We start from the raw sequence: 14,306 nt of genomic DNA, 5'->3' as shown, positions 1-14,306 counted from the left end.
ACGCAGGCGTCACACGATCCTTAAGTCCGAACCCGAAGGGGACAGCATGACCAGAAATGATGCGGGCAGGAAGTTCAGCGCGACGTTGATTGCTGTCATCGCGAGTTTCGCGGCTTGTGCGAATGCGCAGACAGCAGGCGGCGCCTCAACCATCACGGCGTCGCCGATGGTGCAGGTATCGACGTCGCCACCGGGAAGCCGTTCCGACGATGCAATTATTCTCGACGTTCGCCGCGCCATCCGGCGCGTACCGGATATGGTCGATTCGGCGATCCACATCCGCGCGCATCGTGGTGTCGTCACGCTCACGGGCTGGGTGCCGGAGAGCTGGCAGATTTCGCGCGCCGGCAACGCAGCGCGATCGGTACGCGGCGTGAGGGGGGTGTCGAACCGGTTGACGGCGAAAAAACATCACGTCGCGGCGATCGAGCAACCTCTCGCGCCATCGCAAGGATAAGCGCGCTGAAAGCTGCCGCTGACGAAATTCGCGTCATCCGCATATGGAAAGAACGCGTGCGGCGCGGGTCGCCTGATTGCTGAGGCACGTGCGTCGCCGCTGCGCGGTTCTCTCGGGAATGCGAAGCGCGATACCTCGATACCTTGATATGCCCGCCACGGTCTGCGAGATTCCGAGTCCTGATAGTTCGGGCTCTGGAATTCTCGTGCACGATCGATACGCTCCCCCGCCCTTCGCCCAATCCTGAACGGACCAAAACCGCACGCCCGGCGACCCACCGCCCCCGATCAAAAAATAAAAATGCCTCGCAAACCTTTGCGCGCCTGCTGAAACACATTGCGGCCTAATGAAATCCTTCGCGATGCCGTTATGCGCCATACATAGACGGTTCTTGAGGGCTGAATTTCTTGTCTGAGCATGTCTTTGGAAACCGGCGATAGATCGGGCTCTATCCGACGTATCTTCAACGGGACCACAACATGAAGAAGTTGTCAGTCAAGGCCAGACTCACGGCCGCTTTTGCAGTGCTTGCCGCAATGGTATTGCTTGTCTCGGGTCTTTCATTGAAAGCGCTCGGCGATTCGCACGAGCGCTTCGCCGGTTTTGTCGCGGGCGCAAACGCCCGCACCCTCGCGGCGCAGGCGGTTCGAACCGCCGTCGACCGGCGCGCGATTGCCGCTCGCGACATGGCGCTCGTCACCACGCCCGCCGATTTCGAACTGGAAAGAGTTGCGGAAGCCCAGGCGCAACACGACGTCCAGACACGTCTCGCGACGCTCAACGAGATGATCGCCAGCAGCACCGATGCGTCCGATCAGGCGCGCAGTCTCGTGAGCGACATCAACCGGATCGAGGCCGCTTACACGCCGGTTGCGCAGGCCATCGTCGCCTTCGCAGTCGCCAACAAGCGCGACGACGCCGTGCGAACGATCGACGAACAATGCCGGCCCTTGCTCGCGGCGCTGATCAAGGCGACCAATGCGTATGGCGACTATGCGCATACTCGCGCTGACGAACTGGTTCAGCAGTCGGCGGAACATTACGCCACCCAGCGCGACATTCTGATCGCCGTTTGCCTGGCGTCACTAGTCATCGCCGTTGTGGCCGGATCGCTGATTACGCGCAGCCTGTTGCGCGCGCTCGGCGCCGAGCCCAGCGCACTCGGCGAAGTGTCGCAGCGCGTTGCGTCCGGCGATCTCACACCCGTGCCGGGCGCCGCCGATGCCCCGGCGGGGAGCGTGCTCGCTTCGATGGGCGAAATGCAGGCGAGCCTGGTTCGCCTGATCGGCCAGGTTCGCGTCGCCGCGGACAGCATTGCCACAGGCTCCAGCCAGATCGCGTCGGGCAACGTCGATCTGTCGTCGCGCACGGAACAGCAGGCGGCGTCGTTGCAGGAAACGGCGTCGAGCATGGAGGAGCTGACGTCGACGGTCAGACAGAACGCCGAGAATGCCCAGCAGGCCAGTTCGCTGTCGAACCGTGCGTCCGAAGTGGCGGACAAGGGCAATGCGGTCGTGGGGCAGGTGGTCAACACCATGGGCGAGATCAGCGCCAGTTCCACGAAGATCGCGGACATCACCGGCATTATCGAAGGCATCGCTTTTCAGACCAACATCCTCGCGCTGAACGCCGCCGTGGAAGCCGCGCGCGCCGGCGAACAGGGGCGCGGCTTCGCGGTGGTCGCGAGCGAGGTGCGCAATCTCGCGCAGCGCTCGTCCAGCGCAGCCAAGGAAATCAAGGATCTGATCGGCGCATCCGTTCAGAAAATCCAGGACGGTTCATCGCTCGCGGATCAGGCCGGAAAAACCATGTCGGAGGTGACACGGGCGGTGGCACGCGTGACGGACATCATGGGCGAAATCGCGGCGGCATCGACGGAACAGAGCCGCGGCATCGAGCAGGTCAACCTCGCCATCACGCAGATGGACCAGGCGACCCAGCAGAATGCAGCGCTCGTCGAGGAAGCAGCGGCGGCGGCGAAGTCGCTGGAAGATCAGGGGCAACAGTTGAATCAGTCCATCGCGTTCTTCAAGGTCGATTCGACGACGGCTTGAGCGGCAGGCCGGCTCGCTTTGATGGTCGAGCGTGCGAGCTGATGGCGTCGCGGAAGACCGAGGTTGCCGGAAAGCGGGACGCGTTCTCCCTGTTGTCTGCGAACGGTCCAGGCGCGCTGGACCTGTCGTCGTGATGCAAGCGTGTGCTGTCTGATGGTGGATAGGGACGCCTCCGGTTTGGCAATCGGGTGCATCCGTAAAGACCGACAGGCGCCGGGACGGTCCATACACGCGTCCGGCGCACATCCGCCGAACTGATAACACCGCTTCTTTTCGGCCGATTTGACGCGGATATCTGTCGCCTCGACACTGCCTCCCATGCAAAGCCTTTGAAAAGGCTGCACGTCTCCACCTCCCTGATGCGAGCAGACATGGCCTCCGTTCAATCCTCCAGTCCGACGGAGAGCGCTACCGCGACTCCCGAGCGTGCCCTTCGTCGAATCGTCATCGCGTCCGTTGCCGGCAATGCGATGGAGTGGTACGACTTTTTTGTCTACGGTACGGCGGCCGCGCTCGTCTTCGGTCAACTGTTTCTCCCGCCGAATGCCGATCCGCTGGAAACACCGGCTCCGGGCCTGCAAACCTGGTCACGCTGAACCCCGAACATCCGCAAGGGTGTGCGGCTATCTCTGCACGTCTATTGATTCTGTCAATGGGCGGACCGTGAGAGGGAAACCTTCGGGTTCGCCGGTTTGGTTCAGCGCCGGATTTGCAGCCCTGTCATGCGCCCGCTCACCCTTCCTCTATCCGTGATCGCGGGCCGTTCTAAAGCTCAATTGCCGGAGACAGACGGGGTATGAATTTCCACTACTCAACCGGGTTCATGTAGAACGCGGTAGCGGCCATTGTCTGGGCCGTTTTCCTTGTGCTCGTAAGGCATGCGTGCAAACGCGCCCCTCGTCGTTTCTGAGGCGCGACGGATTATGCCAACAGAAACCCCAAGCTTTCCCCGCAAGGCCGGATCGTTGTTCTGCAAGAACTGATCGCATTTTATTACGAGCGGAATCTGAAGGACGTCGGTGAAATTCTGGAAGCCGTGGCGTATCCTGGCGGTGCAAACCGGCCTGACCTTGCCGACGCAGCATTGCGAGAACGAGTTGCCCAAGCTTGTGCGAGCCTTACGCGGCTTGCGCACGAACTGGCAATCGCCAATCTTGATTGCGATGAAACACAGGCTGCGTTAAAGCGTTCGCCGTTCCTCGCATCTCATCCGGCGTTCCTGTCATGAGCGGTGCAAGTCGCCCGACGCGCCGAAGGCCACTCTCAGCCGCCGAACTGATGCGGTCATCTGTAGGTCAGTGCGAACCGTCTTGCGTGGAGCGCAATTTCGACCATCTGCAATTCGCCAGAATCCGTCAAACGTCAATTCTTGAAAAATCAATCTTGCGCGCATGAATAGAGGCATTTTTCGGATTTAGATGAACTGCGGATTGGAGCGAATTGACGAAGATATAGCGGCCTCCAGCAATGCTTATTCCCTCGTTGGCATCGTCGCCTTTTTTAACCAGCGCCGCTGGCGCCTTTACTGTTGAGAACTCCTGCAAATGTCCGAACAGAAAGATAGAGGAACGCTCCACCTCTTCGCTACGCTTGCTGCGCTCACAGAGCGCGGTGGCCGGGTCAGCACTACATCGGAATTCAAACTCTGTGGCCTGGGCGTTGCTCGCGTTGGCGACGTTGTGACATATCCCGATGGAAGCGAAGCGATCATCGTGGATGGCGCAGGTTACGGCTGCCTTATTGACAATCGCGCCGCTGCGCTGGTCGCACAAAAGACGCGCAACCCGTCGCCGTTCCCGCGACCGCTGGCGCGAAAGCTAGCCAGTATGACGAGCAGTTCACCCTTCGCGATGCAACGGGCCGTTCCTTGCGCGAAACGTATTACACGCTCCGCTTGCCGTCCGGTTCTGTTGTCCATGGCATAACCGATCAAACGGCCCGTACCGAGCGATATACCACCAGAGGCACGCAACGCCTGCGCATTTATCTTGGGCAAAGGGAGGGAGCGTAAATGTCCGTCATCTACTATGCAGCGGTCGAAGATGATCCGCTGACAAGCGGCAATGGTAGCCGCGTGTTTGCAATGAAACAGGGCGCAACAATTCAGGGCGAAGACGGCAAGCGTCGCAGTCTGGCCTTCATCGGGGACGATGCGTATTGTCCGGCCTGCAATACCACTGGTGTCATTACGTATGGCGCTGGCGTGGGCGACAGGCGTCGCCTCCTTGATCGTGTCAATAATCGTCGTCAAGCAGTCGGCGGCGATATCGTTCTTTGCAAGTGCGCACAACATCCCCGCATCATCGCCTTATACGGACGTAAATGGAGAATCACTGACCGAGACAACGAAGCGCGTGCATCCTTCGCTAAAGGGCCGTTGCAAAGCCTCGTCTACGACGAACAGTTCACGCTGACCGATGCCTCAGGAAAAGCGCTCCTGAATACCTACTACACCGTTCGATTGCCATCGGGTGAACTGCAACACGGACTTACCGACTCATCTGGCAGAACAACTCGCTATATCACGGACGCGGCGCAACACCTGCGTATTTATCTTGGGCATAGGGAGTAAGCATGTTTGATCGACTCGTTGCGGACCGGGACCGCACCACCACGGATGGGGAAGTAACTGGCCGCAGTGACTTCTATAACGAAGATGGCAAGATGTACGCACGCAAAAAGAATAAAGCGACGTGCGGAAACTGCAAAGGTGCATGGCCGATCTACGGCACCCGTAGTGATTGGATGGACGGCGGTGAACCTATGGTCAAGGACTTGGATTGGGTCATGTGTCCGTGCCGAAAGAATCGGGTATTCGCCTCGGCAGGCTCCAACGCTTTTTACTCTGATAGCGGCGAAAGTACTCGAAGTGAAGAATTCACAACACCGCTCAGTGCCACATATGACGAACAGTTCACTGTTGACCGATGCAAACGGAATCCCCTCGCGGACACTTATTACACGGCTCGCATGCCGTCTGGTGAATTGCGACACGGCATAACTGATTCATCGGGACGCACTAAGCGCTATGAAACACGAGCCGCCGAGTCCATTCGAATTTACCTTGGTCATAAACAGGAGATATGATGCCTGACGCACTCGCTACCGCAGTTACAAATACAAATCCGAATTCATGTACGACAGCCTACTGTGAACGGCTAGGAAAGCCGTGGACAGTGTCCAACGACGGTCTTTTGTTCATTGCAGTATGGGAATCTGGTACCTTAAATGGTACAAACTTTCAAGGACACTTCGTTACGGACGGTTTTATCCTGAAAGCGTACAGAGATAACGTTGGCATCCCAACAGTTGGATGCGGTCATCGAATCCTTCCCGCCGACAATATTCAGGTAAGTCAGACGATCTCGTTGGAACGTGCGCGTGAATTCAAGAAGCGAGATATTGAGAAAGCACAGAGACGATTGAATAGCGATGTACACGTGCCACTATTTCAGTTTGAATACGATGCTCTAGTTAGTGTTGTATATAACTGTGGCGCAGGTGATGGCGCTACGGCAATCATCGACAAAACTAACCGAGGGGAATACGGCTCCATGTTCGATTACATTCGTACCTATCGCGTCGGCAGCAATCCGGGTCTACCACCGAGACGTTTCACAGAGGCTCGTCTTTTTTCGACCGGGGTCTACGATGCCTCTCACTAAGAAATGGATCGTTGCCTTCTTTGCATTTGCAAGCACTTATGGCGCGGCCTCCGCGCAGTCCAATGCGGACTGTTTAAAGCATCTCGGCGGCGGCTACGGAGACACGTTATGTTACGGCCAGTTGAGTTCCGATCTGGTCAAAAAGAATAAAGAAATCTACACCACCTTACGCGCGGGAATACCGAAGGGCAATCCACATGCAACGCTGCTGCACGCGTATATGGTTGCGCAGGACAAAGCATTGAAGTTCTGTGAGTTGCAGCGCGACGCGGGCGCAGGATGGGGAAAAAGTCCAGATGGCTCCATGTATCCTGCGCTTTACGCAGGATGTGTATACCAAGTGCGAAAGTCGCAGAATTCGTTCCTTTCGGATCTGCTAAAAATGTCCCAATGGTGAAAAGCCCCGCCCGTGGTGCAGATCGCCGGGCCGCGCCAAGCTTGTCTCCCGAAGACTTAGCACGCCGACGACCGGTCTGGGCGGCAATGAGTGACATATTTCTCGATACCGAAGTCCGCTGGTCTGTGCCATACATTGCCAATTGCTGCGCCAAATCGGGTTATGACGATGGAACATTGGAACGGATCTTCTGGATCGAGGTATTTCCCGAGGCGACTCCCAATCTGCTGTCCATTTTTAGCCAATGGGCCGGACTCGATCTTGACGAAGCCGCGTTAATCAGGCGCGCAAGCGCGAGCAAGATGCCTTGGCTGCGGCGGCGCCTAAACGGATGGATGGTCGAATCAAGCTGGCGTAGCGTATGCGCGGTAACGCAATGGTTACGTCCCCTGGACGATTCTCTGCGTTTGCAGTTTGTAAAGGCATTCCATATTTGTGGCCTCCGCTATTTCGAAGCAGCGAATGAAACAATTTCTAGCATCTCTCGAGGGGAAATTGAGGGGATGCAAGAGATAATTGGTGATGTCTGGCAGCGCTACGAGCCTGTTTGTCGTTCGATGTTGCTAAAGAGCGAAGCGTCAACGCACGAAACGCGGTCGGCCGCCGTGCGAAGGTTTTGTATAAATCATCTGGGAAGCGCCGATGTTTGATCCGTCGCACGGCGTCGCCAGCGCGAGGCACACCCGTTCGCCACGGGCGTCTATGATGCAGCTTACTAAAGTTTCCCTCGCGCTGCTCCTAGCGTGCGCTAGTTGCGCTACATACGCGGACGCCAATTGTGAAGCAAAGGCGAAAACGCACGATGATTTCTTGGCCTGTACTAGTGCGGACACGAAAAACATCCTGAACGACGCTGAAAAATTCTATCAAAATCTCCACGCCAAGCTGAAGGGAGACAACCTCGCAGAGCTTGAAAAGAATCACGATTTATGGAGCGAAAAACTTCAGTCCGATTGCAAGTTATTTGGAATGGCCTTCAGTGACTGGACAGGCAATTACATGCCTGATACAGATTTTCAAGTTGCAGCCTGTCGGCAAGATACCGCTAAACAGAAACTCGAATTCTATAAATGGTTGACTTGCTCAGACGACATGGAGTCGTCAGAGCATCCAGAGTGTTCAAAGGTCAATAGAATTCTCGGACGCACAAAATGATGCCGGAAACGAGCCGCCGCAGGCTGTCGCCAGCGTGAGGCACGCCTGTTCGACGAGCGAGTATTGATGCGAATCGCTAAATTTCTTTGCACGTGGATCTTCGGCTCTTCTCTCTGCGGGGCCAGTGCTTCCATTGCGCACTCGGCTTCGATCTATGGAAGCACGTTCGACTACAGGAAAACGGAACCCGCGATCAGTCAGTTCCAGGGAAAGACTAGCCAACAGATCGCAGAACTGTGCAAAAGCGAGTCTTTGGGAACGATGGAACTGACAACATGCGCCCAGTTCAAGTTTGAGTCTGCCAAGGCAACGCTCACCAAAGCGGTCGAAGCCACCGAAAGGGAAATCGATCAAAGCGACATAGAGCTTCGAAAGCGCCATAACCCGATTGCTTTGCCATATTTCAAACAGGCACAAAGCCACTGGCAGAACTACAGAGACAGTCAGTGCTACGCCAACGTGTACGAAATCGGAGAGGCGTCCATCCGTTTCATTGATTTTTGGACTTGTATGGAAATCATCACGAAGACGAGGATCGATGAACTTTCGAAGCCTGACGCAACACAGTAATCCTTTCGCAGTCGCGCTTCCTACGCGGCCTTCTCGTATCTACGGTCGAACATGAAACTCCCTTGCAGCACATTCGCGCTTTTGTCACTCGCTATTGCAGCGCCTGCATTGGCAAAGACCGATATTCCGGCGTGTTCGACTATCGCGAATTCGTGCCATCTGCTGCTTACTTCTCCGGGCACACGCGGGTGGAAATTGACCTCCTGTGCAACACAGGCAAGAATGCCTCTACCTCTGATTTAGAGGTTTGCGGTGAAAGACGATTCGAGCAGACATCTGCGGAACTGGAAGTAACGGTCAAGTCTATAGAGAAGGCATACAGGAACGGCGATGTGGCACTGAAGGCCGACGATGACCCGATAGCATCGGCTTACTTTGTAAAAGCGCAGAAGGCCTGGCAGGATTATCGCGAAAATCAATGCTACGTTGAAACCTATTCCTTAGCAGTGGCGTCGATGCGCTATATGACGTTTTGGGATTGTATGGCGCGCATCGCAAAGGAACGAATCATCGATTTGCAGAGTATCGGTAACTAACGGCGATGTCGCGCACCCGGGGTGCGCGGGGTACACCTTTCATACACACAGCCGTTTTGACGTCTCGGTGCCTATCGTTCTGATCCTGAGTGACTCGCCTTACGTGGCGGCTGGGGTGTCGGCTCCTTGCCGGTCTCAGAATGACGGTGTGCAATCAACATTCGTTATCATGGCGTGCCTACCCGCGAAGACCATTATGAAAAAAGCTACCGAATTCGCTGACCTGTTTTTGAAATTCCTGTCGTGTGTCGCAATAGTCTGCGCTGGCATATGGGCGCTTTATACGTTCAGACTCGGCGGCTCAACCGACTGGCAGGACAACATCACGCTCGAAACACAGATACTTCCTTATCGCGGCGATCTGCGCTTGCTTGTGGTTCACGCGAAGTCAAAGAACCCTCGCAACACGACCTTCGAACTCAATAGCGCTCTAGGTGACACCTATCAGTTGCGCATACGCAAGCTCACTCCCGACGCAAAAGCCGGAACGGTATTTCATGAAGATGAAGGCGACCTCATCGCGAGTGTCGATCTGCTAAAACTGGCGGGAGACAGTTACGAATTCCTGCCGAATGCCGAAATGGACGATATGCAAACAATCGTTCTACCGGTGGACAGCACAGTGCAGGTAATCACCGAGATGAAGATTCACACAGGTACGACTGACAAGAACGGACAGCCTGACATTGACGAGAACTCGACCTCGGCAGTCGTCCATATCGGACCCTAGGACGATCGGCAACCATGCGGCAGTTGGGATTTCACGGAAGCAACATCCCAAGGAAAATACGCAGCGAAGCGAACTGCGGACCGATAGTGCCTAGGGTTATGCCTCTGGTCCGGTGGGTTTTGCCTGTCGTGGCGGCTGGGGTGTCGGCCCCTTGCCGGTTTCGGAATGACGGTGTGCATCCGCTGCAATGCAGTCGGCTATCCATTGATCCACCTCGCTTTCACGCCAGCGAACTGCCGTGGCGCCGACCTTGATAGGTCGTGGAAACTGACCCTGCGCGACCTTCAGATAGATTGTGGAATTGGACAGGCCGACGCGCTGCGCCACCTCCGGCATGCGCAGCAGGCGTTCGCTCACCCTGCGTTCAACATCCGTGCGCGCTGCGTTCTTCGTCCGTGAGTTCATAGCTACTCCGTATCCCTGTATGGCTTGCCGGGTTCCCAGCCGGGCGGCAACGAGCCACCTTCGACATCGAACATGTTGACCATCAGAACCAGCAACGGCAGTTCGTTGGGTTCAAGGTAAATCTCGGCACGCGTCACGCCTCCTACAATCTCGCCGTCGCACAGGATAGAAGGCCGGTCGCCGCTCAGGTCCACCTTAAGTTTCCTGTTCATCGCACACCTCACCACTTGTCAGAGTCGCTGGCCGTCGCGGTGCCGAACGTGTGAGGGCCGCACATGCGGGAGTGGTACACGACGCGGCCAGACTGCAACCCGGTCACGCATGGCGACTTACCGGCACGGTCCTGCCGGTGGATGGCGGTGTCATGGCGGGCCGTCAGGCCTGAGCCGGCCTAGCTTCATCTCGACGCGGGGAGATGCGCGGGTTAAGGACAACAGCGGCGTCGCCAGGCAGGCGACTTCGGTGCCACGAAGCATTCACGATTGAGGGGAGCGTGCCCGCCCCGCCGAATCCATGAGAAATGCACCGCAGCTTGCATCAAAACCCCGCCCCACGCGGTTGCACATTTTCCTCTGTCATGGGAATGTCACGAACGGTACGCAAAGATAGGGCCCCGCCCGGCGCAAGCTTCGTGCAATCTTTCCTCATCCCTGGACATCAGATGAAAAACCAAGAACCGCCCGCCTCGTCCCCCGACAACGAACAACCTGACAGCGCAACCGACAGCAATAGCCCGCAGGCACCGCAGCGTCCGGGGCGTCGCCACTTTCTCGGCGGCGTCGCCGCGGTGGCGGTGGGCGGCGGACTGGCCGGTTGCGCGCAGCCTGCCTCGCGCGCGTCGGCGGTAACCGGCGTTGCGGCGGGACCGCAGTTCGATCGCGCGCTGCGCTCCAAGGTGAAGACGGTCGTCGTGATCTATGCCGAAAATCGCAGCTTCAATAACCTGTTCGCCGATTTCCCCGGCGTCGAACGCCCGCTTTCCAGCCTGAAGCCGGAAGATTATCGGCAACTCGACCGCGACGGCTCGACCGTGTTGCCGCAACTGCCCGTCGTGCCTGGCGGCTGGCTGACCAAAGATCAGACCGTCGACGGCGTCACCTACAAAGCCGGCCAGCAATACCAGACCAATCTGCCGAACGCGCCCTTCGCGCTGAAAGGCCCGAATGGCGAGAATCTGCCGCTGTCGCTCGTCACGCACGATTTGTGGCACGTGTTCTATCAGAACCAGATGCAGATCAACGGCGGCAAGAACGATATGTTCGTCGCGTGGGCGGACTCGGCGGCCTTCACGATGGGCCACTACGCGAACACCAGCTACGACCTGCGGCTATGGGATCTCGCCGGCGAATTCGTGCTGTGCGACAACTTCTTCCAGGGCGCATTCGGTGGCTCGTTCATGAACCACCAGTATCTGATCGCCGCGACGCCGCCGGTCTACCCCGATCCCGCGCAGAGCATCGCGAAATTCCAGATTGCGGAAACCGTCAGCGGACGTCCCGACGATCCCAATCTGAAGCCGCTCGCGACGTCGCCGAAAAGTGCGATGGAGGGCATCCCCAAGTTCGGCCCGAGCGCACTGACGCCGCCCGAAACGCTGGCAAACGGCCGCACCGTCAGCTACGCCGTCAACACGATGATGCCGCCGTTCGCGCCCACGCCCTACAAGGTCGGCGCGAACGGCGTGGTCGACTTCACGCTGGACAGCAACGCGATGGCCGTGCCGCCGCAGGTGCACGAGAACATCGGTGACAAGCTGGACAAGCGCAGGATCAGCTGGGCGTGGTACGCGGGCGCATTCCAGCAGACGCTCGACATGCGCGGCAAGAACACGAACGACGGCACGCCGCTGATCCCGAACTTCCAGTATCACCATCAGCCGTTCAACTACTTTGCAAACCTGGGACCGGGCACGGCCGCGCGCGCGCAACATCTGCGCGACGGCGGACTCGGCGACGACGAAAGCACCAACCGCTTCCTCGCCGATGCCCGCGCGGGCAAGCTCCCGGCCGTCACGTTCTACAAGCCGCAGGGCAATCTGAACATGCACGCGGGCTACGCGGATGTCGCGTCGGGCGACCGCCATATCGTGCACGCGGTGAAAGCGCTGCGTGCCAGCCCGCAATGGGAAAACATGGTGGTGGTGATCACCGTCGACGAAAACGGCGGATGGTGGGATCACGTCGCGCCGCCCAAAGGCGACCGCTGGGGACCGGGCACGCGCGTGCCCGCGCTGGTGGTCTCGCCGTTCGCGAAGAAGGGCTACGTGGATCACACGGTGTACGACACGGCGTCGATCCTGCGGCTGATTACACGCGTATTCGACCTCGAAACGCTCGACGGCATCCGCATGCGCGACGACGCGATGGCCGGGCGCGGGCAACCGGGGATGGGCGACCTGACTAACGCACTGGACCTGTCGTCGTGATGTAAGCGGGTGTTTCGAGCATCCGCCGTTCGCAAACCGCCAGCCTTGTTGCAGGGCTGGCGTTACCCGTTTCCACCAATCAGGGTTGGCGTTTGCCGCGGCCGCCAGCGGATTTGCCGGCCGGCTTATGTGAACCCGCAGCCGTCTTGCTGGCGGGTTTGCCTCGCGGCTTTTGCACGCTGAACGGGCTACCGCTGGAAAAGTTTGTGCCTTTACCTGCGGCGACGGCATGTTGTGCCGCAGGCTTGGATTTGTTTTTTTCGCCACTTTGCGGGCGCGGCTTTTTGCTGGGCACTTGCGCGGCGCTCTGCGCAGCCTGCGGCACCTTCGACACTTTCGGCTTCTTGGGCTTTTTGGGTTTCTTGATGATCTCGCCCGTCGCGCTGGTTTGCGGCACGCGGTGTTCGGCTTCAAAACCCGGCTCTTCTTCACGGCGTAGCGTCTGCCGGATCAGCGCCTCGATCGCGGCCAGTTGCGGCGCTTCATCGGCACAGACGAGGGACACCGCCACACCGCTCGCGCCCGCGCGGCCGGTACGGCCGATACGGTGCACATAGTCTTGCGCGACGATCGGCAGATCGACGTTGATCACCAGCGGCAGGTCGTCGATATCCAGACCGCGCGCCGCCACATCGGTGGCGACCAGCATACTGACCTCGCCCGTCTTGAAGCGCTCCAGCGCACGCAGACGTGCGGGTTGCGGTTTGTCGCCGTGGATCGTGTCGACGGCATAGCCCGCGTCATCCAGCATGGCTGCGAGGTAATCCACGCCGACGCGGGTTTTGACGAACACCAGCGCGTGCTCCCAGTTGTTCTCAGCCACCAGGTGCATGAAGAGGTCGGGCTTGTTCTTTTTATCCACCGTCACCACCCACTGCCTGATCTTGCTAGCCGTGGCATTGGGCGGGCTGACGCTGATATTCACCGGGTCGCGCAGAATGCCAGCGGCCATCGCGCGAATTTCATCGCTGAACGTGGCGGAGAACAACAGGGTCTGCCGCTGGGCAGGCAACACAGCAAAGACAGCGTTGAGTTCGCGCGAAAAGCCGAGATCCAGCATGCGGTCGGCTTCATCCAGCACCAGCGTTTGCACCTGATCGAACTGCACTGCGTTCTGGCGATGCAGATCCAGCAAACGGCCCGGCGTGGCGACGAGCACGTCCACGCCTTTGCGCAGTTTCATCATCTGCGGATTGATGCTCACGCCGCCGTAGGCAGCGAGGAATCGCAGGTCGAGGCCTTTACCGTAATCGACGAAGCTTTGCAGCACCTGTTCGGCCAGCTCACGCGTGGGCACGAGCAGCAGAACGCGCGCGCGGTTGCTCGACACCGCCGGGCCGTGCTGCACCAACCGTTGCAGCAGCGGCAGCGCAAAACCCGCTGTTTTGCCGGTGCCGGTCTGTGCGGCAGCCATGACGTCCTTGCCGCTGAGCACAGCAGGAATCGCCTTGGCCTGCACCGGCGTAGGTGTCTGGTAATTGAGATCCTGCAGATTACGCAGCAACGGATCGATCAGGCCAAGCGAGGCAAAAGACATGGGGGTGTTCCGGGCTAAAACTGCAATTCTAGCGGTTGTGGGGTGATTGCATTGGGTGGGGCGGGGTGTTGGAGGGATCGATCGGCAGGAGACAAACATCAGCATGGCGATCTGCCGCCATTTGCTGGCACGAGCGCCCGACGGTTCGATCGGCTGGCCAAACACGTGCTCCAGTCTCAGAAAACCGAAAATGACGAAATGAGGAACCCGTAATAATCGAGTTTGTCGGCGAGGTCTTAGCGACGCCTTTTCCCGATGGCATAGGCGTAGTTGCGTTCCACCCAACCAGCCCCATCCCTCAACACACTGTCAACCTCCCCGGCATTTATCGCTCCAACCACTTCCCGTACATTCGTCCTCACTCAACTCAGGACG

At 58.3% G+C, this 14,306-nt stretch carries 16 protein-coding genes and 1 pseudogene; 13 read left to right on the top strand and 4 right to left on the bottom strand.

Annotated elements, in window-relative coordinates; translation table 11 throughout:
• Nucleotides 1-46 precede the first annotated feature (46 nt).
• The 3 genes and pseudogenes from BLS41_RS33720 to BLS41_RS33710 form a co-directional block, all read left to right on the top strand.
• The gene (locus tag BLS41_RS33720) at nt 47-457 is read left to right on the top strand and encodes a BON domain-containing protein (protein ID WP_074772203.1); all 411 of its coding nucleotides are present in this window, start codon (nt 47-49) and stop codon (nt 455-457) included.
• Between the two features lie 479 nt (nt 458-936).
• Nucleotides 937-2,511: a methyl-accepting chemotaxis protein gene (locus BLS41_RS33715; protein ID WP_074772201.1), complete on the top strand. Its 1,575-nt coding sequence runs from the start codon at nt 937-939 to the stop codon at nt 2,509-2,511.
• A 371-nt stretch (nt 2,512-2,882) separates the two neighbouring features.
• Nucleotides 2,883-3,068 (top strand): annotated as a pseudogene (locus tag BLS41_RS33710) (MFS transporter); the annotation flags it as partial.
• 798 nt (nt 3,069-3,866) lie between these two features.
• Here the strand turns inward: BLS41_RS33710 and BLS41_RS39250 are convergent.
• The gene (locus BLS41_RS39250; protein ID WP_171910372.1) at nt 3,867-4,283 is read right to left on the bottom strand and encodes a hypothetical protein; all 417 of its coding nucleotides are present in this window, start codon (nt 4,281-4,283) and stop codon (nt 3,867-3,869) included.
• A 239-nt stretch (nt 4,284-4,522) separates the two neighbouring features.
• Here BLS41_RS39250 and BLS41_RS38120 point away from each other — a divergent pair, with 239 nt between their 5' ends.
• The 9 genes from BLS41_RS38120 to BLS41_RS33670 all read left to right on the top strand — a co-directional run bounded on the left by BLS41_RS38120 (nt 4,523) and on the right by BLS41_RS33670 (nt 9,564).
• Complete coding sequence (locus BLS41_RS38120; RefSeq protein WP_083380210.1) at nt 4,523-5,083, top strand: PAAR domain-containing protein; 561 nt, start codon at nt 4,523-4,525, stop codon at nt 5,081-5,083.
• Between the two features lie 2 nt (nt 5,084-5,085).
• Nucleotides 5,086-5,598, top strand: coding sequence for a PAAR domain-containing protein (locus tag BLS41_RS38115; RefSeq protein WP_083380209.1), 513 nt, complete (start codon nt 5,086-5,088; stop codon nt 5,596-5,598).
• A complete protein-coding gene (locus tag BLS41_RS33700) occupies nt 5,598-6,176 on the top strand; it encodes a lysozyme (protein WP_171910371.1) in 579 nt (192 codons plus the stop codon). Before BLS41_RS38115 ends, BLS41_RS33700 begins: the two co-directional genes overlap by 1 nt.
• Nucleotides 6,163-6,573, top strand: coding sequence for a hypothetical protein (locus BLS41_RS33695; protein ID WP_074772195.1), 411 nt, complete (start codon nt 6,163-6,165; stop codon nt 6,571-6,573). Before BLS41_RS33700 ends, BLS41_RS33695 begins: the two co-directional genes overlap by 14 nt.
• A complete protein-coding gene (locus BLS41_RS33690) occupies nt 6,456-7,223 on the top strand; it encodes a DUF7079 family protein (protein WP_436972071.1) in 768 nt (255 codons plus the stop codon). The genes BLS41_RS33695 and BLS41_RS33690 overlap by 118 nt, the downstream gene beginning before the upstream one ends.
• Nucleotides 7,216-7,728 carry a hypothetical protein gene (locus tag BLS41_RS33685; protein WP_143026447.1) on the top strand — a complete coding sequence of 171 codons (513 nt, stop codon included), beginning with the start codon at nt 7,216-7,218 and terminating at the stop codon, nt 7,726-7,728. The genes BLS41_RS33690 and BLS41_RS33685 overlap by 8 nt, the downstream gene beginning before the upstream one ends.
• Nucleotides 7,729-7,794: 66 nt before the next feature.
• Nucleotides 7,795-8,298, top strand: a complete 504-nt coding sequence (locus tag BLS41_RS33680) for a lysozyme inhibitor LprI family protein (protein WP_083380207.1) — start codon at nt 7,795-7,797, stop codon at nt 8,296-8,298.
• A gap of 62 nt (nt 8,299-8,360) precedes the next feature.
• Nucleotides 8,361-8,834 carry a lysozyme inhibitor LprI family protein gene (locus BLS41_RS33675; protein WP_074772189.1) on the top strand — a complete coding sequence of 158 codons (474 nt, stop codon included), beginning with the start codon at nt 8,361-8,363 and terminating at the stop codon, nt 8,832-8,834.
• 196 nt (nt 8,835-9,030) lie between these two features.
• On the top strand, nt 9,031-9,564 hold the full coding sequence (locus BLS41_RS33670; protein WP_074772187.1) for a hypothetical protein: 534 nt from the start codon (nt 9,031-9,033) through the stop codon (nt 9,562-9,564).
• Nucleotides 9,565-9,660: 96 nt separating this feature from the next.
• Here the strand turns inward: BLS41_RS33670 and BLS41_RS33665 are convergent, their stop codons facing one another.
• Together BLS41_RS33665 and BLS41_RS33660 are read right to left on the bottom strand one after the other, a co-directional pair.
• Nucleotides 9,661-9,969: a helix-turn-helix transcriptional regulator gene (locus tag BLS41_RS33665; RefSeq protein ID WP_074772185.1), complete on the bottom strand. Its 309-nt coding sequence runs from the start codon at nt 9,967-9,969 to the stop codon at nt 9,661-9,663.
• Between the two features lie 2 nt (nt 9,970-9,971).
• Nucleotides 9,972-10,181 (bottom strand): hypothetical protein, encoded by a 210-nt coding sequence (locus BLS41_RS33660; RefSeq protein ID WP_143026445.1) that lies wholly within the window; start codon nt 10,179-10,181, stop codon nt 9,972-9,974.
• A 449-nt stretch (nt 10,182-10,630) separates the two neighbouring features.
• On the opposite strand from BLS41_RS33660, the gene acpA reads away from it, so the two are divergent.
• Complete coding sequence (gene acpA / locus BLS41_RS33655; protein ID WP_074772181.1) at nt 10,631-12,394, top strand: acid phosphatase; 1,764 nt, start codon at nt 10,631-10,633, stop codon at nt 12,392-12,394.
• Between the two features lie 79 nt (nt 12,395-12,473).
• On the opposite strand, the gene BLS41_RS33650 is transcribed toward acpA, so the two are convergent.
• Entirely contained in the window at nt 12,474-13,931 is a 1,458-nt protein-coding gene (locus BLS41_RS33650; RefSeq protein WP_074772179.1) for a DEAD/DEAH box helicase, read from the bottom strand.
• Between the last annotated feature and the right edge of the window lie 375 nt (nt 13,932-14,306).

Origin of the sequence: Paraburkholderia fungorum (assembly GCF_900099835.1) — a bacterium.
Lineage (GTDB): Bacteria > Pseudomonadota > Gammaproteobacteria > Burkholderiales > Burkholderiaceae > Paraburkholderia > Paraburkholderia fungorum_A.
Note: the sequence above shows the minus strand (reverse complement) of the source record. Positions and strands in the feature narration are given on the sequence as shown.